Below are 24421 nucleotides of genomic sequence, written 5' to 3'. Positions count from 1 at the left end.
CCGGGCGGGCTCGGCGGCCTGTGCCGATCAACGGGAGCAGGCTCGCGACCAGCGCGAGCGCCGCCGCCCCACCCCACCGTCGGCGCCCATGCGCCGTTACGACAACAGACATCATCAACCTCCGCACGCAGACCGGCCCAGGATGCGAGCCATGTTAGGATTATTGAGGCTTTTGTCCGGCTATGAGGCTGATTTCGATAATGAGGATCCCTCGCCTGCCGATACCGTCTGGTCGGCGAACACCGCCCTCCGGGCCCAGGTCGAGGAACAGCTCGTCGATTCCTGACCTGCCGGTGAATCTCCGGACGGAAGATGACGGGGTGCGCCGCCTGCTCCGCAAGCCCGTACGGCTGGTGCCGTTGGGGTTCCTGGCGGTGATCCTGATCGGCACCGGCCTGCTCATGCTGCCCTGGGCCACAAACGAGCAGCGGTACACCCCGTTCGTCACCGCGCTGTTCACGTCCACGTCGGCGGTGTCGGTGACCGGGGTGGCGGTCACCGACACGCCGAACTACTGGAACGGCTTCGGGCTCGTGATGATCACCGTGCTGACCCAGATCGGCGGTCTCGGCATCCTGACCGGAGCGTCGCTGGTGATCCTGGCGGTATCCCGCCAGCTCGGCCTGCGCAACCGGCTGCTGGTGCAGGCGGAGACCGCCGAGTTCAGCCTCGGCGACGTACGCCGGCTGCTGGTGCGCATCGCGGCGACGGTGTTCGTCGCCGAGGCCCTGATGACGGCGGTGATCGCCGCGCGCCTGTTCCTCGCGTACGGCTACCGGCCGGGCCGGGCGCTCTGGTCGGCGGTGTTCCACTCGGTCCAGGCGTTCAACAACGGCGGGTTCACGCTCTACTCCGACGGGCTGATCGGGTTCTCCCGCGACGGCTGGGTGGCACTGCCGCTCACCATCGGCGCGATCGTCGGCGGGCTGGGCTTCCCGGCGCTGTTCGAGGCGGTACGCGAGTGGCGGCGGCCGGCGCGCTGGGCGGTCGCCACGAAGCTGACCGTCTGGGGCAGCCTGGTGCTGGTCGTCTTCGGCGTCGCCTATCTGCTGTTGGCCGAGTGGGCCAATCCGTTCACGATCGGCACGTACGACGTGCCGGGCAAGCTGCTGGCGTCGTTCACCCAGATCGCGTTGAGCCGTACCGGCGGCTTCGACGTGATCCACGTCGGGCGGCTCACCGACGAGAGCTACCCCATGCTGGTCGGCCTGATGTTCATCGGCGGCGGCAGCGCCAGCACCGCCGGCGGCATCAAGGTCTCCACGTTCTTCCTGCTCGGTTTCGCTGTCTGGGCCGAGCTGCGGGGCGAACCGGACACCACCGTCGGGCGCCGCCGGGTGGCGGCGACCAGCCAGCGGCAGGCGCTGACCGTGGCGCTGCTGAGCATGGCGCTGGTGGCCGGCGGTACGGTCGGCCTGATCGCGATGACCTCGCACGTGCCGTTCTCGGCCGCGCTGTTCGAGGTCACCTCCGCGTTCAGCACCACCGGCCTGACCATCGGGGTGGCCGGGCAGCTCTCGCCGCCGGGCCAGTACGTGCTGACCGCGCTCATGTACATCGGCCGGGTCGGGCCGCTCACCCTCGGCTCGGCCATCGCGTTGAACACCCGTCGGCGGCTGTACCGCTATCCGGAGGAGCAACCCATTGTCGGCTAGGCGTTCGGAGGAGACGGGCGTCGCGGTGATCGGCCTGGGCCGGTTCGGCTCGCGCCTGGCGAACTCCCTGTCCCGCCTCGGTCACGAGGTGCTGGCGGTCGACCGCGACCCGGTCCGGGTCCAGCACTGGTCCGGCGAGCTGGACCGGGTGGTGCAGGCGGACACCACCGAGGAGGCGGTGCTGCGGCAGCTCGGGCTGGCGGACTTCGGCCGCGTCGTGGTCGCGATCGGCGCGTCGCTGGAGGCGAGCGTGCTCACCGTACTGGCCCTTGCCGAGCTGGGCGTCGAGCAGATCTGGGCGCGGGCCACCTCGGAGAAGCACGCGAAGATCCTGCATTCGGTCGGCGCGCACCACGTGGTCTTTCCCGAGGCGGAGACCGGTGAGCGGGTCGCGCACCTGATCGTCAGCCGGATGCTCGACTTCATCGAGTTCGACGACGACTTCGCCATCGCGAAGATCAGAGTTCCCGGGCCGCTGGTCGGCCGGTCGCTGCGCGACATCGCCCCGCAGGACCGGTACGGCGTGATGGTGGTCGGCGCGAAACTGCCGGGCGAACCGTTCCAGTACGTCGGGCCGGACACGGTGCTGGAGGCGGACAGCGTGCTCATCGTGGAGGGCGGCATCACCCGGGTGCAGCGCTTCTCCGCGCTGGCCTGACCGCCGCGCCCGGCGGGCCGCGAAGGCTCCCCGTCCAAATAGGGCGAAGTACCAAGATCCACGCCGCTTTTCCGTCGAGCCTTGATCATCATGGCTCTGACCGGTAGAAACAGGCGCAACCAGAAGCACTGGTCACACCATCAACGGGGAGGTGTTCCGCAGCATGCGGAAAACCACAATTGTCAAGCGGGTGTTTGCCGCCACCGCGGCCGCCGTGTTCACCACCGCCATCGCGCTGACCGGGACCAGCGCACCGGCACAGGCGGTACCGAAGGGCTGCACGACCTACAAGACGTGGAGCGTTCCGGGCTGGGCCGACACCTGGTGCACCGGCGGCACCGGCTACTTCATCACCAGGATCTACTGCGCGATGACGCCCGGCGGGCGAGGCGCGTACTTCAGCGGGAAATGGGCCGGTGTGGACGACGCGCTCCCACTCTCCGTCGCCAAATGCTCGTCGACCTATCCCTACCTGGTAGATGCCTGGCACGAGAAGAAGTAGACGGTAGCGAGCGTCCACCTACGACTCGGCCGATCTTGGTAGGAAACGGCCCCCGTAGGGGCGCGCATCTTCCAAGATCTCCCGAGAAGACGATTTCCGGGGTGCCCGCCGTTCCGGCAGGCACCCCGGACACGCAAGCCGTGCCAGCGGTAGGCCAGGTGGCCACGTCAGCCCTTCGGACCCTTGCCCTTCGCCTTGCCGTGGTCACCCCCCTTCGGCCGGTCTACCTTGCTTTTCCCTTCTGCCCCGCCTTGCCCTTACCGGGCTTCGCCGGGCCCGCCTTCGGTTTCGGCGGCGCCGGCTTCGCCTTCGCCGGCCCGCCCCTGGTGGCCGGCTTCGCAGCCGGCTTCACCGGCACCTTCGGCGGCGCGGCGGCGGTCGGCGCCGAACCGGCGATGCCGGACACCTGCACACCGCAGGTGCTGTCGCCCACCGTGAACTGCACCGGCAGCGTGTTGCTCCCGGTGTACCGGCCGGCCAGCGTGAGCTTCGTCGACGCGCCGGGCGCCAGGGCGGGCGCGGCCACCGACACGGTGCGCCCCTCCTGCCGTACCGGCGGCTGGGCGGAGGTGACCGCCTGCTTGCCCGGGAACGTGAACCGCATCGTCCAGTCCCGCATCTCCCGGGTGCCGGTGTTGGTCAGGGTCACCTCGGCGGAGAAGTCCCGACCGGTGTCGCGGCGCAGCGAGTAGTCCACGGCGCAGGGCGTCGGCTCGGGCAGCCCCATCCGCGCCTCGGTAGGCTCCACCCCGCCGCTGGCCGGGCTCCGCGACGTCAACCCCCACAGGGTGGCGGTGACCGCGATCAGGCCGGCGGCGGCCACCCCGGCCTCCAGCTTGCGGCGCCGCGTCACCGCCCGCCGGGTGCGGGTGCGGACCACCGAGAACGGCAGCGCGTCGGTCTCCGCCGACCAGGGCAGGATCGTGGTGCCGGCGTTCTCCGCCAACGCCGGGTCGGGCCGGCCGAACGCCGGCGACACCGGCACGATCGCCGCGATGCCCGCCGCCTCGGCGAGCGTACGGGCCACCTCGGCGGTGGCCGGGCGGTCCTCGGGTCGCTTGGCCAGGCACCGGTGCACCAGGTGGGCGACCGGCTCGGGCAGGCCGGGGACCGGCGGCATCGGGTCCGGGTCGCGGTACATGTGGGCGCGCAACATCTCGGTGGTGGTGCTGGCCTGCCAGGGCAGGCGGCCGGTGAGCATCCGGTACAGCAGCAGGCCCACCGCGTAGACGTCGGTGGCCGGCGAGACGTGCCCGTTGTCCAGGCGCTCCGGGGCCAGGTAGGCGGGCGTGCCGAGCAGCGCACCGTCCGGACCCTTGTCGCTCTCCCCCACCAGCGCCGAGATGCCGAAGTCGACGACCTTCACGCCGGTCGGGGTGAGCATGACGTTGCCCGGCGTCACGTCCCGGTGCACCACACCCCGGGCGTGCGCGACGGCCAGCGCCGAGGCGACCTCCGCCCCGATGGTCATCGCCTCCCGCCAGGGAAGCTGCCCGTCCCGGCCGAGCCGGCCGCTCAGCGGACCGCCGTCGACAAGTTCCATGACCACGTACGGAACGGTGAGCCCGACCTGGACGGACTCACCGTAGTCGTACACGTTGGTGATGTTGGGGTGGCAGAGTCGCGCGGCGGCCTGCGCCTCGACGCGGATCCGGTGGCGGAACGCCTTGTCACTGGCCAGCCGGGAGGCGAGCACCTTGACCGCCACCTGCCGGCCCAACACCTCGTCGTAGCCGCGCCAGACGACCGACATGCCGCCCGCACCCAACTGTTCGACCAGCCGATATCGCTCGCCGAGCAGTTGCACGCCGTTCCTGACCGGTCCACCCATGGTCGGTCCTATTGCCCGAAGTCGACCCCGGTACACCTGACCTGTCGGAATCGGTCAGGACAGTCACCCGTTCAGGGCGTCGCCAGGAGCTGGTCCACCGGGGCGTAGTCGTCGGTGAGCACCATCGCGTCGCCGACCCAGTCGCGCAGCTTCGCCCCGTCGAGCAGCTCGGCCGGCTCGGGCAGCAGCGTCAACCGGGGTGGGATCGCGGCCAGCGGCAGCGGCGCGTCCGAGGCGATGATCAGGAAGTTGGCGCCCTGCCGCCCGTCGAACGCCCCGGGCGGAGCGATCAGCGCGACGTGCGCGAACTCGGCCGCCACGGTGGCCACCTCGGACCTGATGAACCGGCCCGGCGGATAGTCGATGACGTTCTGCACGTAGACGCCGCCCGGGCGCAGCACCCGCCGGACGTCGGCGGCCATCTCCCGGGTGGCCAGGTGCCAGGGCACCACCAGGTGCCCGAACGCGTCGCCGACGACGAAGTCACGGCTGTCCGTGGGCTCCCCGCGCAGCAGCACCCGCGCGTCACCCACCCGGGCGCGCATGTCCGCGCCGGTGCGCAGGCCCAGCTCCCGCCGGTCCAGCTCGACCAGCTCGCCGTCGAGCTCGAAGACCAGGTTGTCGGTGCCGGGCCGGGTCGCCGCCAGGTAGTGCGGGACGGTGAACCCGCCGCCGCCCAGATGCAGCGCGTCCATCGACTGGCGTGCCGGCCGGGCCACGTCGGCGACCGCGCCGATCCACTGCGTGTACGCGTACTTCAGGTGGGTCGGCTCGCCCAGGTCGACATACGAGTGCTCGGCCGAGTTGAGGTAGAGCGTGCGCCCCGGCGGCCACTGCGGGTCCACCTCGACGCGGGCGCAGTGGTAGGCGGTCTCCACGTCGCACGGGTTCGGCGCGGCGGCGGTGAGTCCCGCCGCGGCGAGGCCGAGCAGGGCCAGCGCGGCCTTGGCCCGGCCGGGCGTGGACAGTTCGGTGCCGGAGTGCCGGCGCAGCCAGAAACCCAACGCCAGCCCGGTCACCCCGAGCACGGCGGCCAGCGCCAGCACGATGACCGAGCTGGGCAGCGCTGCCACCAGGATGAAGCCGGTGCCGAGGGTGGCGGTGATGCCGCCGAGCGTGCCGATGCCGGACAGCTTTCCCACCACCTGGCCGGTGCGGCGCAGGTCGGCGAGTTGGAGTTTCACCACGAGCGGGGTGATCCCGGCCAGGAGCGCCGCCGGCAGCAGCACGGTCACCGCGGTCAGCAGCAGCACCCCGCTCGCCGCGCCGCCACGCAGCAGCTCACCGGCGTAGCGGACGATCGGCAGGGTGACCGCGGTGGCGATGCCGGCCAGCACCAGCGCCGGGGCGAGCATGGTGCGCGGGTCACGCCGGTCGGCGAGCCACCCGCCGAACCACGCCCCGTACGCGATGGCGGCCAACGCCATGCCGATCACCGAACTGGTCACCTGCAACGTCACCCCGACGTACGGGCCGACGAGGCGCAGCGAGACGGTCTCCAGCACCAGCACCGCCCCGCTGGAGAGGAAGACCAGGAACGCGGCGAGCCCGTTCGGCAGGGCGCGCGGCGGGGCCGGCGCGTCGGCCGGCGCCGCGGCGATGTCGGGTGATGTGCTGCTCACCGGGCGATGGTACGCAGCGTCGCTGGGAACCAGGTCAATACATGGAGATGTGAACGTGGTTCGTGTGGTCCGCCGCCGGACTGCCGCCGCCGCTGTACGCCCGCCAGCCGGTGCCCGGCATCCAGATCTGCCGATACCAGATCACGTACATGATGCCGAGCCGGCTCGCGTTGTTCTTCGCCCAGGCGGCGAGGCTGTCGCCGTAGGACTTGTCGCCGCCGGTGGCGGTCTTGTTCTCGAAACCGCCGCTGGCGGCGGCGAAGTCGCAGGCCCGGCCCTTGGGGTGCTCGCCGCCTCCCCCCGTCCGCTTGCAGTAGGCGTACCGCTTGTAGCCGGCCGCCTTGGCCTGCTGGAGCATGTGCGCCGTCCGGGGCGTGATGCAGCCGGTGCCCGGCGTCGGATCCTCCACCGAACAGGACTCCGACGGCCACGACCCGTCCGAGTTGCGCGGCGCCGGCCTCGCCGACGAGGAACCGCCGCTGAACCCCGAGCCGGCGCCGGAACTGACCTTCGCCAGCGCCACCTCGGCGTCCTTCTTCTTCCGGGCCAGCGCGGCGACCTGCTTGGCCTGCTCGCGCACCTCGGCGTCGATGGCCAGCTTCGACTCGGCCGCCAGCGCCTTCGCGTCGGCCAGCTCACGCAGCCGCTTGCTGTCCCGCTGGGCCATCACGTCCAGGTCGGCGGCGCGCTTGAGGAAGTCGTCCGGGTCGGCGCTGGACAGCAACACCGACGCCACGTTCAGCCGGCCCATCCGGTACGCCTGCACGGCGACCTCGCCGGCCTGCTCGGACAGGCCCACGAGACGTGCCTCGATGTCCTTGAGCTGGGCGGCGAGCGCGGCCTGCCGGCGCTTGGAGTTGTCCAGCTTGTTCTTGGCCTCGATGTGGCCCTTCGCGGCGGCCTCCAGCGCATCCCGCAGCTGCTTGTTGTCCCCCTCCTCGGGGGCGTTCGAGTTGGGCTCGGCGACGGCCGGCCCGGCAGCGAGGCCGGCACCGAGCAGCACGGCCACCGCGGTCAACACCGCGAGCAGCGAGCGGCGGACGCGGCGGCGAGTGGGCCTGGTCCTGGGCACGTGATGGGTCCTTCCGTCGACCCCGTCACCTGGCGGCATCTCCACCGGCGCCGGGCGGCGGTCTCCACCGGCGCCGGGCGGCGGCCTGCTGGCGGAGACCGCCGGTCACGATACCGGAACGGGCGCGCCACGCCAGGCCGGCGACCGCCGGGCAGCCGAAACATCGACGCAGCGTGTCGGGGACGTCGCGCAGCGCCGCTCAGCTCCCCAGCAGCGCGGCGTGCACCTCGTCCCAGATTTCCGGGCTGGCCGCGACGAGCAGGCCCCGACCCTCGTCGGCCGGGTGGTAGTCGGCCCCGTCGAACCGGCGGGCCACCCCACCGGCCTCCCGCACCAGCAGCGTGCCGGGGGTGTGATCCCACGGCAGGGTGCGCCAGAACAGCAGGAACTGCTGCCCGCCGGTGAGCATGTCCAGGTATTCCCGGCCGGCGCAGTGCTGGCCGGGCAGCAGCTCGCCGATCCGCCGCCCACCGTCCTCGACCTGACGGCGCAACTCCGGCGGCAGGAACTTCGTCGCGGCGGTGCCGCGCAACGCCCCCGCTGCCGGCGCCGACCGGGCCGGACGCACAAGCGTGCCGTCCAGCAGGGCGCCCGCGCCGAGCCGGGTCGCCGCCATCGTGCCCTCCAGCGGGTCGTAGACCCAGGAGGCCACCGGCACGCCGTCGGTGAGCAGGGCCGCCATCACCGCGAACGGCCGCCGGCCGGCGGCGAAGTTGGAGGTGCCGTCGACCGGGTCGACAAGCCAGACGTCCCCGCTGCCGCGCAGGTGCCGCAGCAGGTCCGGGTCCGCGGCGACGGCCTCCTCGCCGACCACCGCCGAACCGGGGCGCAGCCGCCGCAGCCCTTCGGAGATCAGCGCCTCGGCCTCGCGGTCGGCGACGGTGACCACCTCGCCGGGGGCCTTCTCGGAGATGTCGGCCGGGTCGAGCCGGCGGAACAACGGCACCACGACCTTGGCCGCCGCCTCCCGCAGCAGCGCGCCGACATCGTCCAGCAGCGGGTCAGCCACGCGGCGGCAGCTTGACCACGCTGACGAAGAACTCGTCGATCTGGCGGACCACCGAGATGAACCGCTCGAAGTCCACCGGCTTGGTCACGTAGGCGTTGGCGTGCAGCTGGTAGCTGCGCAGGATGTCCTCGTCGGCCTGCGAGGTGGTGAGCACCACGACCGGAATCCGGCACAGCAGCGGATCCTTCTTGATCTCTTCCAGCACCGCTCGGCCGTCCCGCCGGGGCAGGTTCAGGTCGAGCAGCACCAGGTCGGGCGTCACCGCGTCGGCGTACCGGCCCTCACGGCGCAGGTAGGCCAGCGCCTCAGCGCCGTCGGAGACGACCGTGAGACGGTTACGGAGCTTGTGCTCCTCGAACGCCTCCTGGGTCATCAGCACGTCACCCGGGTCGTCCTCGACCAACAGGACCTCGATCGGGCTCTTGCCGTCCGCGGGCGCGGTCATCCCACCGTCTCCTTCATGCCACCGTTCGTTCCGTGTCCGTCCGCCTGCGCGGGTGCCTCCTGCGACGCCGCACCCTCCGGGTGGGACGCGACGTCCGCCTGACCGCCCCCGGCGGTCTCCACCTGCCCGGTGTCCGACCCTGCCTCCGCCGGCTGGTCCCCGTCCTGCGCCTGGTCCCCGGCCCGGGTCTCCCCGGCGGCCAGGGGCTGCCGCGCGGCCTCGATGTCGGCTTCCAGGGCCGGCAGGGTGAACCGGATCGTGGTGCCCACCTCGCCGTCGGTGTCCACCCAGACCCGACCGCCGTGATATTCCACGATCTTCTTGACGATGGCCAGCCCGATGCCGGTGCCCGGGTACGCGTCCTTCGAGTGCAGCCGCTGGAAGATCACGAAGATCTTGTCGGCGAACTCCGGCTCGATCCCGATGCCGTTGTCCCGGCAGCTGATCTCCCACTCGTCGTCGACGAGCCGGGCCGACACGTGCACCTTCGGCGGCACGTCCGGGCGGCGGAACTTCACCGAGTTGCTGACCAGGTTAACCAGCAGGTTGGTCAGCAGCGGCTCCTCGCCGCGGATCGCCGGCAGCGAGTCCCAGGTCAGCTCCGCGTCGGCGTACTGCAGGGCCGCCTCGGTCTGCCCGGCCACGTCGCCCATCACCTTGTTCAGGTCGACCTCGGTGAACCCGGTGGTCAACCGGCCGATCCGGGAGAACGCGAGCAGGTCGTTGATGAGCCGCTGCATCCGCTGCGCGCCGTCCACCGCGAACGCGATGTACTGGTCGGCCCGCTCGTCGAGCTGCCCGGCGTAACGCCGTTGCAGGAGCTGGCAGAAGCTGGCCACCTTGCGCAGTGGCTCCTGGAGGTCGTGTGAGGCGACGTAGGCGAACTGCTCCAGGTCACGGTTGGACCGGGTCAGTTCCTCGGCCTGCTTCTGCAACTGGGTGTTGACCCACTCGATCCGCTCCCGGGCCTGGCGTACCTCGTCCAGCTCCTGGGCGATCTTCATCCGCATCTGGTCGATGTCGTCGGCGAGGCGGCGGAACTCCGGCGGACCGGACCCCTCGATGTGGTGCCGGTAGTCACCGGCGGCCACCACCCGCACCTGCTCGACCAGGCCGGCCAGCGGGCGGATCAGGATCCGGTCGAGCGAGAGCAGCATCACCACCCCGGCCACGGTCACCACGAGCGCCGCGACGATCAGCAGTATCACGAGCGCGTTGCTCGTGGAGTTGACCCGCTCGGCGGTCTCCTCCCGCACCGTCAGGATCTCGTCCTGGAGCGTCTCCACAGACGACCGGATGCCCTCGAACCGCTGCCGGGTCTGGTCGGTGATCAGCGCCTGCCCGGCCTCCGGCCCGCGGCTGCCGGTGGTGGCGATCACCGGTTCGGCCACCTGGCTGCGCCACTGCGCGGTCAACTGCTCGACCTGCTCCAGGGTGCGGCGCACGTCCGGGTAGTCCTCGGACAGGTCCCGGATGGAGGCCACCAGGGCCTGCTCACGCCGCACGCCCTCCTCGTAGGGCGCCAGGTCACCGCGGTCGCCGTTGACCGCGTACCCGCGCACCGACGTCTCCTGGTCCAGCAGCGCGCTCATCAGCTCCTGCGCCTGCACCCGCAGCGGACCGGTCTTGAGCAGCACCGCGTCGATATTCTGCCGGTTCTGCGCGGCCACCGCCGCCTCCGCGCCGGCCAGCCCGAGCAGCAGCACGACCAACACGCCGAGCAGCGCGCCCACCCGCCGACGGAGGGTCCACCCCTGCTGGTAAGCCTTCACAGCTCAGTCCCCCGCCCGTTCCTCACGCTCACCGGCCGGTGCCCCGGCTGACCAGCAACATTGCCACGTCGTCGGCCAACGGCCCGCCGTTGATCTGCTCGGCCCGGCCGACCAGCCAGGCGGGCAGCTCGGCCAGCGGCACCGCCTGGTTGGCCGGGTCGGCGAGCAGGCCGGTCAGGCCGGGCACGTCGAGTCGTTCGTCGCTGCTGCCGACCCGCCCCTCGATCAGGCCGTCGGTGTACATCAGCAGGGACCAGTCGTCGGTGTCGAACTCCAGGTCGAACGCGACCGGACGCCGGGGCCGGACGCCCAGCAGCAGCCCGCCCTTGGCCGGCACCGGGGTGACCTTGCCGCCGCTGAGCAGCAGCGGAGGCGGGTGACCGGCGAGCCGCACGGTGGCCCGCGCCGACGCCAGGTCGAGCCGTGTGGTGGCCACCGTCGCGAAGATCTCCTGGAGCCGACGCTCGCTCATCAGCACCTGCTCCAGCGCCGGCAGCACCTCCTCGTCGGGCACCCGCGCCAGCACCAGGGCCCGCCAGGCGACCCGCAGCTCGACGCCGAGCGCGGCCTCGTCCACGCCGTGACCGCAGACGTCGCCGACGATCAGGTCGATGCGGTCCGGCTCGGTCTGCACCACGTCGAAGAAGTCGCCGCCGATCAGCGCGGCGTGCCGGCCGGGCCGGTAGAACGTGTGCACCGACACCTCGTCGGTGGTCATCAGCGGCTGGGGCAGCAGGCCCCGCTCCAGGCGGGCGGACTCGGCCTGGCGCAGCTCCACCTCGCGCAACCGGCGGGCGTTCTCGTCGGCCCGCTTGCGCTCCACCGCGTACCGCAGCGCCCGGGTCAGCAGCACGCCGTCGACCTGGCCCTTGACCAGATAGTCCTGCGCGCCCTCGGCGACCGCCACGATCCCCAGGTGCTCGTCGGACCGGCCGGTCAGCACACAGACCGCGGCGCTGCTGGCCATCTCCAGCACCTGGCGCAGCCCGTCCAGGCCCTGCGCGTCGGGCAGGCCCAGGTCGAGCAGGACGCAGTCGACGCCCATCACCCGCTGCCGGGCCTCGCGGAGGCTTGTCGCCACCAGCAGGTCGATCATCGAGTTGGTCTCGGCGAGCAACTCACCGACCAGGAACGCGTCGCCCTCGTCGTCCTCGACGAGCAGCACCCGCAGCCGCTCACCCGGCGGGATGCCGCCGTGCAGGCCCGCCCCGGCGTGCGGCATGACGGCAGCGCCCGACGCGCCGGTCCCCCGGTGCGGGCGCCCCACCGCCGCGAGTCGCGGGAGTTCGCTGGTGATGTCGCGCTCCTTCCGACGATCGTGGCGATCCTGGCCTGACACACGGTCGCACACCACACGACCGCGCCCCGCCGGGAGGCGGGTGATCCGCCCACCCGGACAGCGGCGTAATTGACCCACGATGTTACGCGGCGGTGCCACCGGCCCGGCAGCGCACCGATGCGGGAATGCCGTATCGGCCGCCGGGGGTGCAGGATGATGCGCACCCCCCGTAGATCCACCCCCCGAGGAGTTCCCGTGGGCGCACCCCCCACCCGCCCCGCCGACCGGGCGTTCACCCGTCCCCGCCGCCGACCGATCGCCGCGCTCGCCGCACTCGTCGCGCTGCTCGCCGTCGGGGCGGGCGTCCTGGTCGACCTGTCCACCCCGACGCCCCGCGCGGCCGACGCGCCGGCCGGCGAGTTCAGCGCCGCCCGGGCGTACCGGAACGTGGAGGTGATCGCGGCCCGGCCGCACGTGGCCGGCAGCGAGGCCAACGACCGGGTACGCGAGCACCTGGTCGGGGTGCTGCGCGGCCTGGGCCTGGAGACGGAGGTGCAGGACGCGGTGGCGCCGGAGGCCGGGCAGCTGTCCGGCGCGGCCGGCGGGGCGACGGTGGCCCGGGTCCGCAACGTGGTGGCCCGGCTGCCCGGCACCGACCCGACCGGGAAGGTCTTCCTGGTCTCCCACTACGACTCGGTGCAGACCGGGGCGGGCGGCAACGACGACGCCGCCGGCACCTCCGCCGTCCTGGAGGTGGCCCGCGCGCTGAGCACCGGCCCGCGCCCCCGCAACGACATCGTCTTCGTGTTGACCGACGCGGAGGAGGCCTGCCTGTGCGGGGCGGCGGGCTTCGCCGCCGACCATCCGCTGGCCGCCGACGGCGGCGTGGTGCTCAACCTGGAGGCACGCGGCTCCACCGGCCCGGTGATCATGTTCGAGACGTCCCGGAACAACGCCCGCCTGGTGGACGTGTTCGGCCGGGCCGCGCCGCACCCGGTGGGCACCTCGTTCGCCGTGGAGATCTATCGGGCGCTGCCCAACGACACCGACTTCACCGCCTTCCTCGACGAGCGTTTCGTCGGGCTCAACTCGGCGTACATCGACGGGGCCGCGATCTACCACACGCCGCTGGACGTGCCGGCCCGGGTGGACCGGGGCAGCCTCCAGATGCACGGCGACAACGCGCTCGGCCTGGCCCGCGAGTTCGGCCGCACCGACCTGGGCGGCCTGCGCTCCGGGCACGACGCCACCTACTTCCCGGTGCCCGGCGGGCTGGTCCGCTACCCGGGATGGCTGACCCTGCCGCTGGCCGTGGCCGCACTGCTCGCCGTCGGTGCGCTCGGCGTCCTGCTGCGCCGCCGGGCCCGGGCCACCGCCGGCACGCTCGCCGCCGGCGTCGGCCTGACCCTGGTGCCGATCGTCGTGGCCCCGCTCGGCGCGTGGCTGCTCTGGGCCGCGGTCACCACGATCCGTCCCGGGTACGCCGATCTGCTCGACCCGTACCGCCCGGGGGCGTACCGGCTCGCCGTGGTGGCGCTCGCCGCCGCAGTGCTGTGCGGCTGGTACGCGCTGCTGCGCCGCCGGGTCGGCCCGGCCGCGCTGGCGTTCGGCGGGCTGACCTGGCTGGCCCTGCTCGGGGTGCTACTGGCCGTGTTCGTGCCCGGTGGGGCGTACCTGACGACCCTGCCGGCGCTGGCCGGCGCGCTCGCCGGGTTCGCGGCGCTGGCCACCCGGAGCGACGGCCCGTGGCCGGTGGTCGCGGTGACGCTCGCCGGCGCGGTGGCCGTGGTGGTCCTGCTGCCGCCGGTGGTGCTGCTGTTCCCGGCGCTCGGCATGGGCATGGGCGCGGTCGCCGCGCTTGTCGCGGTGCTGCTCGGCCTGGCCGTGCTGCCGGTGGTGGACCTGCTGCACCCGCGCGCCGGCGGGCAGCGCGGCCTGCTCGCGTTGCGCGCCCGCCGGCTCGGCGTGCTGCCCGCCGGGGCCGCCGCGCTCGCGGCCGTGGTGCTGGCCGGGGTCGGCCTGGCCGTGGACCGCTTCGACGCCGAGCACCCGGTGCCGACCCACCTGATGTACGCGCTTGACGCGGGCACCGGCACGGCGACCTGGCTCAGCCGGGAGGAGAAGCCACAGCCCTGGACCGACGGGTACGTCGACGGCACCGCCCGGGTGGCCGACGACTTCCCCGGGCTGGGCGGCACCGGCCTGCGCTCCGGCCCCGCCGTCGCCGCGCCCCTGCCCGCCCCGAAGGTGGAGACGCTCGCCGACACCCGCACCGGCGACCAGCGGGTGCTGCGGGTGCGGGTGACGCCACAACGGCAGGTACGCCTGCTCACGCTGCACGTCGACACCACCACCGCCACCGTGCGCGCCGCCACGGTGGCCGGGCGGGACGTGCCGGTCGAGCCGGGCGACGGCAGGTGGGGATTCGGGGTCGTGTTCCACGCCCCGCCACCGGAGGGCGTGGAGATCACGTTGACCCTGACGTCGACGGGCGGTCCGGTGAACCTGCGGGCCATGGACGCCAGCGACGGGCTGTCCTCGGTGGCGGGGTTCCGCCCCAGGCCGACGGGTGTGGGCGTGGTCGGCTCGCACAGCTCGGAGATGCTGGCGGTGGCGCGCACGTACCCGCTCTGATCACCGGTCAGTCGTTCGGGTGAGATCCCCCGGAGGCTCTGGGCCGCGACCGTCGGTGGCGCACATTCGGGTGTGTGAAGACGCTCGCGATCATCCTCGGGGGTGGGATCGGGGCCACCCTGCGGTACGTGCTGTGGCAGAGCTTCGCCGAGCCCACGCCACCGCACTTCCCCTGGGTCACCTTCGGGATCAACACGGTCGGCGCGTTCGCCCTCGCCGCCGTGACGACGCTCGTCGCCGCGCACGTGCTCAGAGGGCCGTGGGGCAAGCCGTTCCTGTCCACCGGGCTGATCGGCGGCTTCACCACCTGGTCGCACTTCATCGTCGAGTCCGACCAGCTGATCGGTGCGGGCCGCACCGGCCCGGCCGTCATCTACCTCGTCGCGAGCATCGTCGGCGGGGTCGTCGCCGCCGCGCTCGGCGCCCGCCTCGCCGAATCCGCGACGGGCCGCCGCCGGGCCGGGCGTGCGTGATGTGGGTCGGTATCGGGGTGTTCCTGGCCGGCGGGCTCGGCGCGCTGGCCCGCGCCGGGGTCGACGCGGCGGTCAAGCCCTGGTGGGCGGCGCGGGTCTCCGGTTCGAGCAGGGCGTTCCCGGCCAGCACCTTCCTCATCAACGTGTCCGGCGCGTTCGCGCTCGGCATCGTCACCGGCTACGCCGCGAAGAACGTCGGGGCGGGGGCGCAGGACTTCGCCACGGTCGTCGGCGTCGGCTTCATCGCCGCGTACACCACCTTTTCCACCGAGGAGTGGCACACGCTGGGGCTGCTGCGTAAGAGCGCCGCCGTCGAGGCGTTCAACGTGCTCGGCAGCCTCGGCGCGAGCCTGGTCCTGGCCGCGTTCGGCCTCTGGCTCGGCGAGCAGATCTGACCCGTCGCCGGTCTCCCTATCATCGGCGTCGTGGGATACAACGTGGAGCCGTCCGGCCGTCTGCATCTTCCCGAGGGGGACGAGGCAGCCACCCTCGCCGCCGTCCGGGCCGCCTGCGCCGGACGCGACGGCTGGTTCGACCCGGACCAGCCGCCCACACCCGCGACGTTGGCCGACATGGCGTGGGTGGGTGCGGCCACGTTCGTCCGCGACGGAGACTGGATCGAGGTCGGCCAGAGCCGTGACGACTTCAAGTGGTCGGGCCAGGCCACCGCCTTCTACGTCGCGCTGGCCCCGTTCGTGCGCGCGGGAACCGTCCGGTTCGAGGGTGAGACGGGCGAACAGTGGGCCTACACCTACGCCGACGGGCAGATCAGTCAGCGGGGCTACAACGGTGGGGACGGCTCCACGGAACTGCCCGGCTGAAAGGCGACACTGGGATCATGGACTTCTTCTGCTACCACCGGGACCGGCTCGGCTCGGCGGCTCTGCGCCAGGAACTGGTGGAGCACCACTGGTCCTACATGGACCGCTACGCGGAACAGATGACCGCGCGCGGCCCGACCCTCGCCGACGACGGTTCCCCGACCGGCAGCGTGCACATCCTGAGCCTGCCCGACCCCGCCGCCGCGCGGGCGTTCGCCTTCGACGAACCCAACTACCAGGCCGGCGCGTACCGGGACGTCATGCTGCGCCGGTGGGGGAACATGCTGGGCGGCACCATGTGGGACTTCCCCGGCGGTCGCACCGGCGGCAACCGCTACCTGGTGCTCGGCCTCGGCCCGGCGTCGGGCGCGGGCCCGGTGCTGTCGCAGCGGCAGGACGAGCTGGTCGCGTACGGGCCGCTGCTGTCCGACGACGGCGCGACGTGGTTGGGGACGGCGGCGCTGGTGCGGGCGGTCGGGCCGGACGAGGCTCGTGCCGTGCTGGCCGCTGACCGGTACGCCGAGGTGGAGGTGCACAAGTGGGTGTTCGGCGGACGCCCGGAACCGGGTGCCGCCGTCTCGGCGTAGCGGAGCGGGTGAACACCGTTTGTAGGATCGCGAAAGTGATCGACGCGATCCTGTCCGCCGTGGTGCGGCACCGCCGGCCCGTCCTGGCCGCAGGCCTGCTGGTGGCGGGTGCGAATGCCGCCGCCATGGGCTACGCGCCGGACGTGGCGCGGGCGTCGTTCCTCCCCATCCTTCTCCTTGCTCTGACCTTTCTGCTCCTGGCGATCATCAGCATGGGGAGACGGTCCCCCACTCTGGTGGTGCTGCCGCGGAGCACGGCCTTCGCCTCACCGGCCCCGGCGTGGCGGGTTCTCCTCACCCTGGGTCTCCTCGGCCAGTCCTCCGTGACCGTGGGCGCATACCTGCGTTCCACGGAGGCGGGCGTCGCCACCACGTTCGACGTCGTCGTGAGCCTGGCCTGACTCGCGCTGATCGCGCTGCTGACAGCCACGGCCTGGCGCGGGCACAGCGTGTGGCTCAGCCCGGACGGCGTACGCACCACGGGCCTCCTCGGATCGCGCATGATTCCCTGGGAGGCCCGGCCACAGGTCGAGGCGCCGAGCAACGACATGCGGCTGACGATGCGGCTTCCGCTGACGGTCGCGAACCCCACGCTGATGCGGCGACGTGGCCTCGTGGGCCGCCCCGCGCTACCCGCCGACGGCGTCGAGCCCCGATTCCTCGCCTCCGTGATCGACCACTACCTCGCCCACCCGGACCATCGGGCCGCCATCGGCACACCTGACGAATATCGTCGATTGATCGCCCACCTGCGCGAAACGGCTGGCTGAGCCGACTGCCGGCTTCACCTCGACGTCGAGGTCTCCTTCCACCACCAGCTCGGCCGTCGCTACTTCCAGCGGAAGTGCACGAACAGGCGGCCGAAGTTCTTCGAGTCCTTCTCGACCCGGTGGTAGATCGCCTTCACGTCCTTCTGGTCGAGGAAGCGCAGCACCTTCTTCTTGAGCGCGCCCGACCCCTTGCCGGGGATGATCTCCACGAGCGTGGCCTTCTTCGCCACCGCCTCGTCCATGATCCCGCGTAACGCCCGGTCGATGTCGTGGCCCTTGTTGTAGATGTCGTGGAGGTCGAGCTTGAGCTTCACCAGTCCATCCTAGGTATGTCGAGGGGCAGCCCGCCCGGGCTGCCCCTCGAAGCACTCACCGACCGATCCGGCTCTCCACCCGCTTCAGGGCGGTGGCGTAGTCGGTGTTGGTGGAGTGCATCGCCGCCGCGATGCGCAGGTGCCGCAGCGCGTCGGCGGGCCGGTTCATCCGCTCCAGCGTGCGGCCCAGCACGTGGTGCGCGTAGTGGTCGCTCGGGTCCCGGTCGACCAGCTCGCGCAACTGCTCCTCGGCCCGGGTGAGCTGGGCCGACTGGAAGTAGGCGCGGGCCAGCAACTGCCGGACCGAGGAGTTGCCCGGCTCCGCCTCGATGATCGGTTCGAGCAGCCGGGCCGCCCCGGTCGGGTCACCCGCTTCGAAGAACATGGTCGCCCGCCGGTAGTCCGCCAGAAGATCCACTCGACCCACCTCCTCGTGTCGCGCCAGCCTCTCGGGTCCGACGCTGGCACAACACCGGCGCGACCGCGAGTGTTCCTGCGGAGCAGTGACGGCGACGGAGACCCGGGCGCGCCGAAGATCAGGTGGTCGGGTCGTACCTGTCGCCGACCAGGTCCCAGGCGCGGACCCCGCCGATGATTCCCGCCGTGTTCGGGACGACCACGACGTCGTCGCCCATCCGGGCCACCTGGTCGGCACGGATCAGCCGGGAGTTGCCGCCGCCGAGGTAGATCCGGTCCCAGCGGAACACCGGCCGCAGGCCGTCCACCACCTGCCGGATCCGCCGGGACCAGAACGCGTCACCGAGGCGCCGCCGTTCCGGCTCGCCGACGTACGTGTCGTAGGTGGTGTTCCAGCGCACCGGCGCGTGCGACAGCTCCAGGTGCGGGGCGAGCACCCCGCCGTCGAACAGCGCGCTGCCCAGCCCGGTGCCGAGCGTCAGCACCAGCTCGCAACCGGTCCCGGCGACCACGCCCGCGCCGTGCACCTCGGCGTCGTTGAGCACCAGCGCGGGCATGCCGAACGCCTCGGCCAACGAGGTGCGCGCGTCGTACCCGGCCCATTCGGCCACCAGGTCCGGGTCGACGCGGCTGCGCGGCCCGGAGCGGGTCACGTAGTGCGGGGTGGCCACCACCACGCCGTGCCGGATCATGCCGGGCATGCCGACGGTGAGCCGGTCGGCCGCGGGCAGCCGGGCGCCGAGATCCAGCAGCGTCTTGAGGAACAGGGTCGGCGGCAGCGGGTACGGCGTGGGCACGCGCAACGGCCGCGCGCGCATGGTCCCGGCGGCGTCCAGCACGGATGCCTTGATCCCGCCACCGCCGCAGTCGATCGCCAGTGTGGTCACCACGGCTGTGAGTCTCCCTCAGACCGGCGACGCCGGGAGCCCCGCTCACGGTAATCCGGATGCGCGCGCCGGTAGGCTCGGCTACCTGATGAGCGCCACACTGATCGCCAAGGGTCTCACCGCCGGCCACGGTGACCGTCTCCTCTTCGAGGACCTGGAGTTGGTCGTCGCGCCCGGCGACGTGGTCGGCCTGGTCGGGCCGAACGGCGCGGGCAAGTCCACGCTGCTGCGCACGCTCGCCGGCCTGGCGCCGGTGGAGCAGGGGTCGGTGGCGTTGAACCCGCCCACCGCCACGGTCGGCTACCTGCCGCAGGAGCCGGAACGCCGCCCGGGTGAGACGGTCCGCGACTTCCTGGCCCGGCGTACCGGCGTCACCGCCGCGCAAGCCGCGCTGGACGCCGCCACCGAGGCGCTGACCGCCGGGGCGGCCGGTGCCGACGACGCGTACGCGAACGCCCTGGAACGCTGGCTCGACCTCGGCGGCGCGGACCTGGACGAACGGGCCGGGCAGGTCGCCGCCGAGCTGGGTCTCGACGTCGACCTGGACCATCCGACCACCGGCCTGTCCGGCGGTCAGGCCGCCCGCGCCGGGCTCGCGTCGCTGCTGCTCAGCCGGTACGACATCTTCCTGCTCGACGAGCCCACGAACGACCTGGACCTGGCCGGGCTGGACCGGCTGGAACGCTTCGTCACCGGGCTGCGCGCCGGCACCGTGCTGGTCAGCCACGACCGGGAGTTCCTCACGCGCACGGTCAACCGGATCGTCGAGTTGGACCTGCACCAGCAGCAGGTCAACCACTACGGCGGCGGCTACGCGGCCTACCTGGAGGAACGCGCGGTGGCGCGCCGGCACGCCCGCGAGGAGTACGAGGAGTACGCCGACACGAAGGCCGGCCTGGAGCTGCGCGCCCGCACCCAACGGGCCTGGATGGAGAAGGGCGTCAAGAACGCCCGGCGCAAGGCCCCCGACAACGACAAGAACGCCCGCAAGTTCCGCGTCGAGTCGACCGAGAAGCAGGCCGCGAAGGCGAAGCAGACCGCCCGGCTGATCGAACGGCTGGACGTGGTCGAGGAGCCGCGCAAGGAGTGGGAGCTGCGGATGGAGATCGCCGCCGCGCCCCGCGCCGGCGCCGTCGTGGCCTCGCTCCGAGGCGCCGTGGTACGCCGTGGCGGCTTCACCCTCGGCCCGGTGGACCTGCAGATCGACTGGGCCGACCGGGTGGCGATCACCGGGGCGAACGGCTCCGGCAAGAGCACCCTGCTCGCCGCGCTGCTCGGCCGGCTGCCCCTGGACGAGGGCCACGCCGCGCTCGGCCCGGGTGTGGTGGTCGGCGAGGTCGACCAGGCCCGGGGACTGTTCCTCGACGACCAGCCGCTGCTGGACGCGTTCGGCGCCGCCGTACCCGATCTCGCCCCGGCGGACGCACGGACCCTGCTGGCCAAGTTCGGCCTGCGCGCCGACCACGTCCTGCGGCGGGCGGCGACGCTGTCCCCCGGCGAACGGACCCGCGCCGCGTTGGCCCTGTTGCAGGGGCGCGGGGTCAACCTGCTGGTCCTCGACGAGCCGACGAACCACCTCGACCTGACCGCGATCGAGCAGCTGGAGACGGCGTTGGCGAGCTACCCGGGCACGCTGCTGCTGGTTACCCATGATCGGCGGATGCTGGACGCGGTGAGTGTGAACCGGCGGCTGCGCGTCGCGGACGGACGGATCGCCGAGCACTGATCCGTGCTGACCCGCCCGGGCGGGTCCACAATGAGCGCATGCTCAAGTGGGAGTACGCGCTGCTGGTCCGCCGCCGCCAGGCCGCCGCCACCGATGCCGGGTGGGAGGTCGTCTTCATCTGGTACGGCCCGGACGGCTCCATGATCGACGTGACGCCGTACGGCGACACCGCGCTGGCCCACCTGAACCGGGCCGGCGACCAGGGTTGGGAGTTGGTGTCGATGAGCGAGGACCCGTCGCTGCCCGGCAACAACGAGCTGCACCGCTACCACCTGAAGCGCCCGAAGACGGCCGCCGCCCAGCCACGCCAGCGCATGCGCGGCTCCCGCACCACTCGCCGAACCCTCTCCGGTTGACCCTCCCGTCCCCGCGGTGATCAAGGAGTTTGTGTCGGGCCGGTCCGCATTCCTGCCACGAACGCCTTGATCACCCCGGCGGGCGGGGTGGGGTGGACAGGCATATCGGGTCGAAATGGGGGTAACGCGCCGCCGGAGGTGGCGCATGGTGGCGACGGGGCAGGCCGCGCTCTCGGGTGAGCGGCTTCGACAGGCCGACGACTTCCTCGCCGAGGCCTGGGCCGATGTGGCCCGGCACGACGAGCGGCTGCGCGGGGCGACCGTCGAGGTGCGCTTCGACCGGGGCGTGGCGCACCTGACCGGCGAGGTCGCCGACCCGGCGCAGTTACGGCTGGTACGCGACCTGATCGGCCGGTTGTCCGGCGTACTCGGCATCTGGTGCCGGGTGGCGGTGGCCGGGCGCGCGCCGGTGGTGGTGGACCTGGGCTGCGGGGCGACCAAGCAGTGGGCGGGCAACCTGGGGTTGGACATCTATCCGGCGCCGGGGGTGGACGCGGTCGCCAACCTCTCCGGTTCGCTGCCGCTGCGCGACGACTCGGTGGACGTGTTCTTCGCGGTGCACATCGTCGAGCACCTGATCGACTTCCTGCCGCTGTTCGACGAGTGTCACCGGGCGTTGCGGCCGGGCGGGGTGCTGCACGTGATGAGCCCGTGGTGGCGGCACGTCAACGCGGTGGCCGACCCGACCCACGTGCGGCTGCTCGACGTGCAGACGTTCAAGGGCATCTGCGGCCAGCGCCCACCCGGCACCCCGCGCTGGTATCCGCTGCACGTCGGCTGCGACGGCGCGTCCGTCTTCGCCGACCTCACCCCGCTCCCGGCGGACGCCCCACCACCTCCGCCCTCCCACCTGGCCCGCTTCTTCGACTAGCCCCGCCCAGCCCTGGGAGGAACCCCGCCGGGTGACGACGGGGTGGGGGTCAGGGGTGGGGCGGATTCGCGTAGGGCCAGGGAGTGGGGGGCCATCAGCTCGCGGGGTGGGGAGTCGCGGTCGGGACCGAGGCGGGCGGCGAGCAGTTCGACGGCCAGCTGGGCGATGTGTTGCTTGTCCGGCGCGACGGTGCTCAGGGTGGGGATCGAGAAACGCCCGTCCTCGATGTCGTCGAAGCCGGCCACCGCGACGTCCTCGGGCACGCGCAGGCCCATCTCGTGCAGGGCGCGCAGCGCGCCGAGCGCGAGCGTGTCGTTGAAGCAGAAGACGGCGTCGGGGCGTACCCCGGAGGTGAACAGGTGCCGGACGGCGGCGGCGCCGTCGGCGCGGTGCCAGGCCGGCGCGGGCGCCACGAGCCGTTCGTCGTAGGCGATGCCGGCCGCGGCCAGTGCGGCGGTGTAGCCAGCGAGGCGGAGCCGGGCGCTGGCCCCCTCGGGGGTCCGCTGGGAGCCGATGGCGGCGATCCGGCGGCGGCCGAGGCCGGCCAGGTGGGCGGTGATCTCGCGGGCCGCAGCCACGTTGTCGATCATGACGTGGTCGGCGGGGGCGTGGTCGACGCGTTCGCCGAGCAGCACCATGGGCAGGCCGGCCAGGGCGGCGAGATCGTCGGCGGTGAGGGCGAGCGGGCTGAGGATCAGGCCGTCGATCATGTGGTCGCCGATGCCGCCGGCGGCCTTGCGTTCCTGCTCGGGGCCGCCGCCGGTCTGGTCGATCAGCACCGTCCAGTCGTGTTCGGCGGCGGCGGTCACCACGTGCCGGGCCAGTTCGGCGAAGTAGGGGATGTCTAGTTCCGGCACGGCCAGGGCGATCACCCCCGTGCGGCCCTTGCGCAGGTTGCGGGCGGACAGGTTGGGCCGGTAGTTGAGCGCGGCGATGGCCTCCTCGACGCGGGCCCGGGTGTCCGCGCGGACGTGCTGGTAGCCGTTCACGACGTTGGAGACCGTCTTCACCGACACGCCGGCCCGCTCCGCGACGTCCTTGAGCCTGTGCCGCACTGAACTTCCTCCCGGGGTTAACGCTGGCCGCACTGTACCCCGCGGCCGCGGCGCGACGACCTCTTTACAGGGCTGCTTACAACGTTGTAGAAAGCAGGGACAACGGGGTGACCCCGGTCACCGCACCACACGCGAGGAAGAGGTTGGCAACGTGCCGAACGCGCAGCTCACGATCGACCCGGCGTTCCGGGTCGCGCCCGCGGACCGGCGGATCTTCGGTTCCTTCGTCGAACACATGGGACGCTGCGTCTACGGCGGGATCTACGAACCGGGGCACCCGAACGCCGACCCGCGGGGCCTGCGGCGCGACGTGCTGGAGCTGACCCGCGAACTGGGCGTGTCCCTGGTCCGCTACCCGGGCGGCAACTTCGTCTCCAGCTACCGGTGGGAGGACGGCGTCGGCCCCGTCGGCGACCGCCCGCGCCGGCTCGACCTGGCCTGGAAGACGATCGAGACGAACGAGTTCGGGCTGGACGAGTTCATGACCTGGGCCGCCGAGGCCGGCGTCGAGCCGATGATGGCGGTCAACCTCGGCACGCGCGGCGTCACCGAGGCCCTCGACCTGCTGGAGTACACCAACCACCCCGGCGGCACCCAACTGTCCGACCTGCGCCGCAAGCACGGCGCCGAACAGCCGTACGGGGTGCGGCTGTGGTGCCTCGGCAACGAGATGGACGGGCCGTGGCAGGTCGGGCACAAGACCGCCGACGAGTACGGCCGGCTCGCCGCCGAGACCGCGCGCGCCATGAAGATGATCGACCCGTCGATCAGCCTGGTCGCCTGCGGCAGCTCCGGGCGGGGAATGTCCACCTTCGGCGCCTGGGAGGCGACAGTCCTGGCGCACACCTACGAACACGTCGACTACATCTCCGCCCACGCCTACTACGACCCGTCCGACGGCGACCGGGCCAGCATCCTCGCCTCCGCCGTCGACATGGACGCCTTCATCACCGAGGTCGTCGCCACCGCCGACCACGTCGCGGCCCGGCTGCGCCAGACCCGCAAGCTGAAGATCTCCTTCGACGAGTGGAACGTCTGGTACCAGTCGCGCCTGCAGGCCGACCTGGACCGGCGCGGCTGGATGGAGGCGCCGGCGCTGATCGAGGACGACTACACCGCCGTCGACGCGGTGGTTGTCGGCGACCTGCTGATCACCCTGCTCCGGCACGCCGACCGGATCGGCGTGGCCTGCCAGGCGCAACTGGCCAACGTCATCGCCCCGATCCGCACCCGCACCGGCGGCCCCGCCTGGCGGCAGGCCATCTTCCACCCGTTCGCGCTGACCGCCCGGTACGCGCGCGGCACCGTGCTGCGGACCGAACCAACCGGCCCGACCTACCCGACCGCCCGGTACGGCGACGTACCGGCCCTGGACACCGTGGCCGTGCACGACGAGGAGACCGGCGAGCTGGCCGTCTTCGCGGTCAACCGGGGTCCGGACGACCTCCCCCTCGACCTGGACCTGCGCGGCCTGCCCGGTCTGCGCGCCGAAGCGCACACCACCCTGGCGGCCGGCGACGACCCGGACGCCACGAACACCGAGACAGACCCGCAGCGGGTCGCGTCCCGGGACCTCACCACCCCCGCCCTCGACGGCGGCCGCGCCTCGGTGCTGCTGCCCGCCACCTCCTGGAACCTGCTGCGCTTCGTACCCCAGCGGTGACC

25 protein-coding genes are annotated in these 24421 nt (G+C 72.5%); 14 read left to right on the top strand and 11 right to left on the bottom strand.

Features of this window, described 5'->3' with window-relative positions; translation table 11 throughout:
- The first annotated feature begins 320 nt into the window (after positions 1-320).
- The 3 genes from ACLQ2X_RS22755 (at position 321) to ACLQ2X_RS22745 (ending at position 2815) form a co-directional block, all read left to right on the top strand.
- Positions 321-1655 carry a TrkH family potassium uptake protein gene (locus ACLQ2X_RS22755; protein ID WP_425683109.1) on the top strand — a complete coding sequence of 445 codons (1335 nt, stop codon included), beginning with the start codon at positions 321-323 and terminating at the stop codon, positions 1653-1655.
- Positions 1645-2313 (top strand): potassium channel family protein, encoded by a 669-nt coding sequence (locus ACLQ2X_RS22750; protein ID WP_425683108.1) that lies wholly within the window; start codon positions 1645-1647, stop codon positions 2311-2313. The genes ACLQ2X_RS22755 and ACLQ2X_RS22750 overlap by 11 nt, the downstream gene beginning before the upstream one ends.
- Positions 2314-2464: 151 nt before the next feature.
- Complete coding sequence (locus ACLQ2X_RS22745) at positions 2465-2815, top strand: hypothetical protein (protein WP_425683107.1); 351 nt, start codon at positions 2465-2467, stop codon at positions 2813-2815.
- Positions 2816-3038: 223 nt separating this feature from the next.
- Here the strand turns inward: ACLQ2X_RS22745 and ACLQ2X_RS22740 are convergent, their stop codons facing one another.
- The 7 genes from ACLQ2X_RS22740 to ACLQ2X_RS22710 form a co-directional block, all read right to left on the bottom strand.
- Positions 3039-4646, bottom strand: coding sequence for a serine/threonine-protein kinase (locus ACLQ2X_RS22740; protein ID WP_425683106.1), 1608 nt, complete (start codon positions 4644-4646; stop codon positions 3039-3041).
- A gap of 71 nt (positions 4647-4717) precedes the next feature.
- Positions 4718-6268 (bottom strand): fused MFS/spermidine synthase, encoded by a 1551-nt coding sequence (locus ACLQ2X_RS22735; RefSeq protein WP_425683105.1) that lies wholly within the window; start codon positions 6266-6268, stop codon positions 4718-4720.
- A gap of 34 nt (positions 6269-6302) precedes the next feature.
- Positions 6303-7340, bottom strand: coding sequence for a coiled-coil domain-containing protein (locus ACLQ2X_RS22730; RefSeq protein WP_425683104.1), 1038 nt, complete (start codon positions 7338-7340; stop codon positions 6303-6305).
- 199 nt (positions 7341-7539) lie between these two features.
- Positions 7540-8349, bottom strand: a complete 810-nt coding sequence (locus ACLQ2X_RS22725; RefSeq protein ID WP_425683103.1) for an inositol monophosphatase family protein — start codon at positions 8347-8349, stop codon at positions 7540-7542.
- Entirely contained in the window at positions 8342-8794 is a 453-nt protein-coding gene (locus tag ACLQ2X_RS22720; RefSeq protein WP_425683102.1) for a response regulator, read from the bottom strand. Before ACLQ2X_RS22720 ends, ACLQ2X_RS22725 begins: the two co-directional genes overlap by 8 nt.
- Positions 8791-10566 carry a sensor histidine kinase gene (locus ACLQ2X_RS22715; protein WP_425683101.1) on the bottom strand — a complete coding sequence of 592 codons (1776 nt, stop codon included), beginning with the start codon at positions 10564-10566 and terminating at the stop codon, positions 8791-8793. The genes ACLQ2X_RS22720 and ACLQ2X_RS22715 overlap by 4 nt, the downstream gene beginning before the upstream one ends.
- A 28-nt stretch (positions 10567-10594) precedes the next feature.
- Positions 10595-11788, bottom strand: coding sequence for a PP2C family protein-serine/threonine phosphatase (locus tag ACLQ2X_RS22710; RefSeq protein ID WP_425683100.1), 1194 nt, complete (start codon positions 11786-11788; stop codon positions 10595-10597).
- Positions 11789-12100: 312 nt separating this feature from the next.
- Here ACLQ2X_RS22710 and ACLQ2X_RS22705 point away from each other — a divergent pair, with 312 nt between their 5' ends.
- The 7 genes from ACLQ2X_RS22705 to ACLQ2X_RS22675 all read left to right on the top strand — a co-directional run bounded on the left by ACLQ2X_RS22705 (position 12101) and on the right by ACLQ2X_RS22675 (position 17130).
- A complete protein-coding gene (locus ACLQ2X_RS22705) occupies positions 12101-14479 on the top strand; it encodes a M28 family peptidase (RefSeq protein ID WP_425683099.1) in 2379 nt (792 codons plus the stop codon).
- Between the two features lie 74 nt (positions 14480-14553).
- Positions 14554-14952, top strand: a complete 399-nt coding sequence (locus ACLQ2X_RS22700) for a fluoride efflux transporter FluC (protein ID WP_425683098.1) — start codon at positions 14554-14556, stop codon at positions 14950-14952.
- A complete protein-coding gene (locus ACLQ2X_RS22695) occupies positions 14952-15347 on the top strand; it encodes a fluoride efflux transporter FluC (protein ID WP_425683097.1) in 396 nt (131 codons plus the stop codon). The genes ACLQ2X_RS22700 and ACLQ2X_RS22695 overlap by 1 nt, the downstream gene beginning before the upstream one ends.
- Before the next feature lie 30 nt (positions 15348-15377).
- Positions 15378-15773: a hypothetical protein gene (locus ACLQ2X_RS22690; RefSeq protein ID WP_425683096.1), complete on the top strand. Its 396-nt coding sequence runs from the start codon at positions 15378-15380 to the stop codon at positions 15771-15773.
- Positions 15774-15790: 17 nt separating this feature from the next.
- Positions 15791-16360: a YciI family protein gene (locus ACLQ2X_RS22685; protein WP_425683095.1), complete on the top strand. Its 570-nt coding sequence runs from the start codon at positions 15791-15793 to the stop codon at positions 16358-16360.
- A 35-nt stretch (positions 16361-16395) separates the two neighbouring features.
- Entirely contained in the window at positions 16396-16761 is a 366-nt protein-coding gene (locus tag ACLQ2X_RS22680) for a hypothetical protein (protein ID WP_425683094.1), read from the top strand.
- A gap of 99 nt (positions 16762-16860) precedes the next feature.
- Positions 16861-17130, top strand: a complete 270-nt coding sequence (locus tag ACLQ2X_RS22675) for a hypothetical protein (protein WP_425683093.1) — start codon at positions 16861-16863, stop codon at positions 17128-17130.
- 59 nt (positions 17131-17189) lie between these two features.
- Here the strand turns inward: ACLQ2X_RS22675 and ACLQ2X_RS22670 are convergent, their stop codons facing one another.
- The 3 genes from ACLQ2X_RS22670 to ACLQ2X_RS22660 form a co-directional block, all read right to left on the bottom strand.
- Positions 17190-17444, bottom strand: a complete 255-nt coding sequence (locus ACLQ2X_RS22670; protein WP_091666418.1) for a Smr/MutS family protein — start codon at positions 17442-17444, stop codon at positions 17190-17192.
- 55 nt (positions 17445-17499) lie between these two features.
- On the bottom strand, positions 17500-17862 hold the full coding sequence (locus ACLQ2X_RS22665) for a tetratricopeptide repeat protein (RefSeq protein WP_425683092.1): 363 nt from the start codon (positions 17860-17862) through the stop codon (positions 17500-17502).
- A 118-nt stretch (positions 17863-17980) separates the two neighbouring features.
- On the bottom strand, positions 17981-18751 hold the full coding sequence (locus ACLQ2X_RS22660) for an ROK family protein (RefSeq protein WP_425683091.1): 771 nt from the start codon (positions 18749-18751) through the stop codon (positions 17981-17983).
- 85 nt (positions 18752-18836) lie between these two features.
- Here ACLQ2X_RS22660 and ACLQ2X_RS22655 point away from each other — a divergent pair, with 85 nt between their 5' ends.
- The 3 genes from ACLQ2X_RS22655 to ACLQ2X_RS22645 all read left to right on the top strand — a co-directional run bounded on the left by ACLQ2X_RS22655 (position 18837) and on the right by ACLQ2X_RS22645 (position 21701).
- Positions 18837-20474 carry an ABC-F family ATP-binding cassette domain-containing protein gene (locus tag ACLQ2X_RS22655; protein ID WP_425683090.1) on the top strand — a complete coding sequence of 546 codons (1638 nt, stop codon included), beginning with the start codon at positions 18837-18839 and terminating at the stop codon, positions 20472-20474.
- 38 nt (positions 20475-20512) lie between these two features.
- Positions 20513-20830: a hypothetical protein gene (locus ACLQ2X_RS22650; RefSeq protein ID WP_425683089.1), complete on the top strand. Its 318-nt coding sequence runs from the start codon at positions 20513-20515 to the stop codon at positions 20828-20830.
- A 145-nt stretch (positions 20831-20975) separates the two neighbouring features.
- Positions 20976-21701: a methyltransferase domain-containing protein gene (locus ACLQ2X_RS22645; RefSeq protein ID WP_425683088.1), complete on the top strand. Its 726-nt coding sequence runs from the start codon at positions 20976-20978 to the stop codon at positions 21699-21701.
- On the opposite strand, the gene ACLQ2X_RS22640 is transcribed toward ACLQ2X_RS22645, so the two are convergent.
- Positions 21698-22756: a LacI family DNA-binding transcriptional regulator gene (locus ACLQ2X_RS22640; RefSeq protein WP_425683087.1), complete on the bottom strand. Its 1059-nt coding sequence runs from the start codon at positions 22754-22756 to the stop codon at positions 21698-21700. The genes ACLQ2X_RS22645 and ACLQ2X_RS22640 overlap by 4 nt on opposite strands.
- Before the next feature lie 151 nt (positions 22757-22907).
- On the opposite strand from ACLQ2X_RS22640, the gene ACLQ2X_RS22635 reads away from it, so the two are divergent.
- On the top strand, positions 22908-24419 hold the full coding sequence (locus tag ACLQ2X_RS22635; RefSeq protein ID WP_425683086.1) for an alpha-N-arabinofuranosidase: 1512 nt from the start codon (positions 22908-22910) through the stop codon (positions 24417-24419).
- Positions 24420-24421: the final 2 nt, after the last annotated feature.

Origin of the sequence: Micromonospora sp. DT31, assembly GCF_049841795.1 — a bacterium.
Taxonomy (GTDB): Bacteria; Actinomycetota; Actinomycetes; order Mycobacteriales; family Micromonosporaceae; genus Micromonospora.
This window is presented reverse-complemented; position numbering and strand designations above follow the sequence as displayed.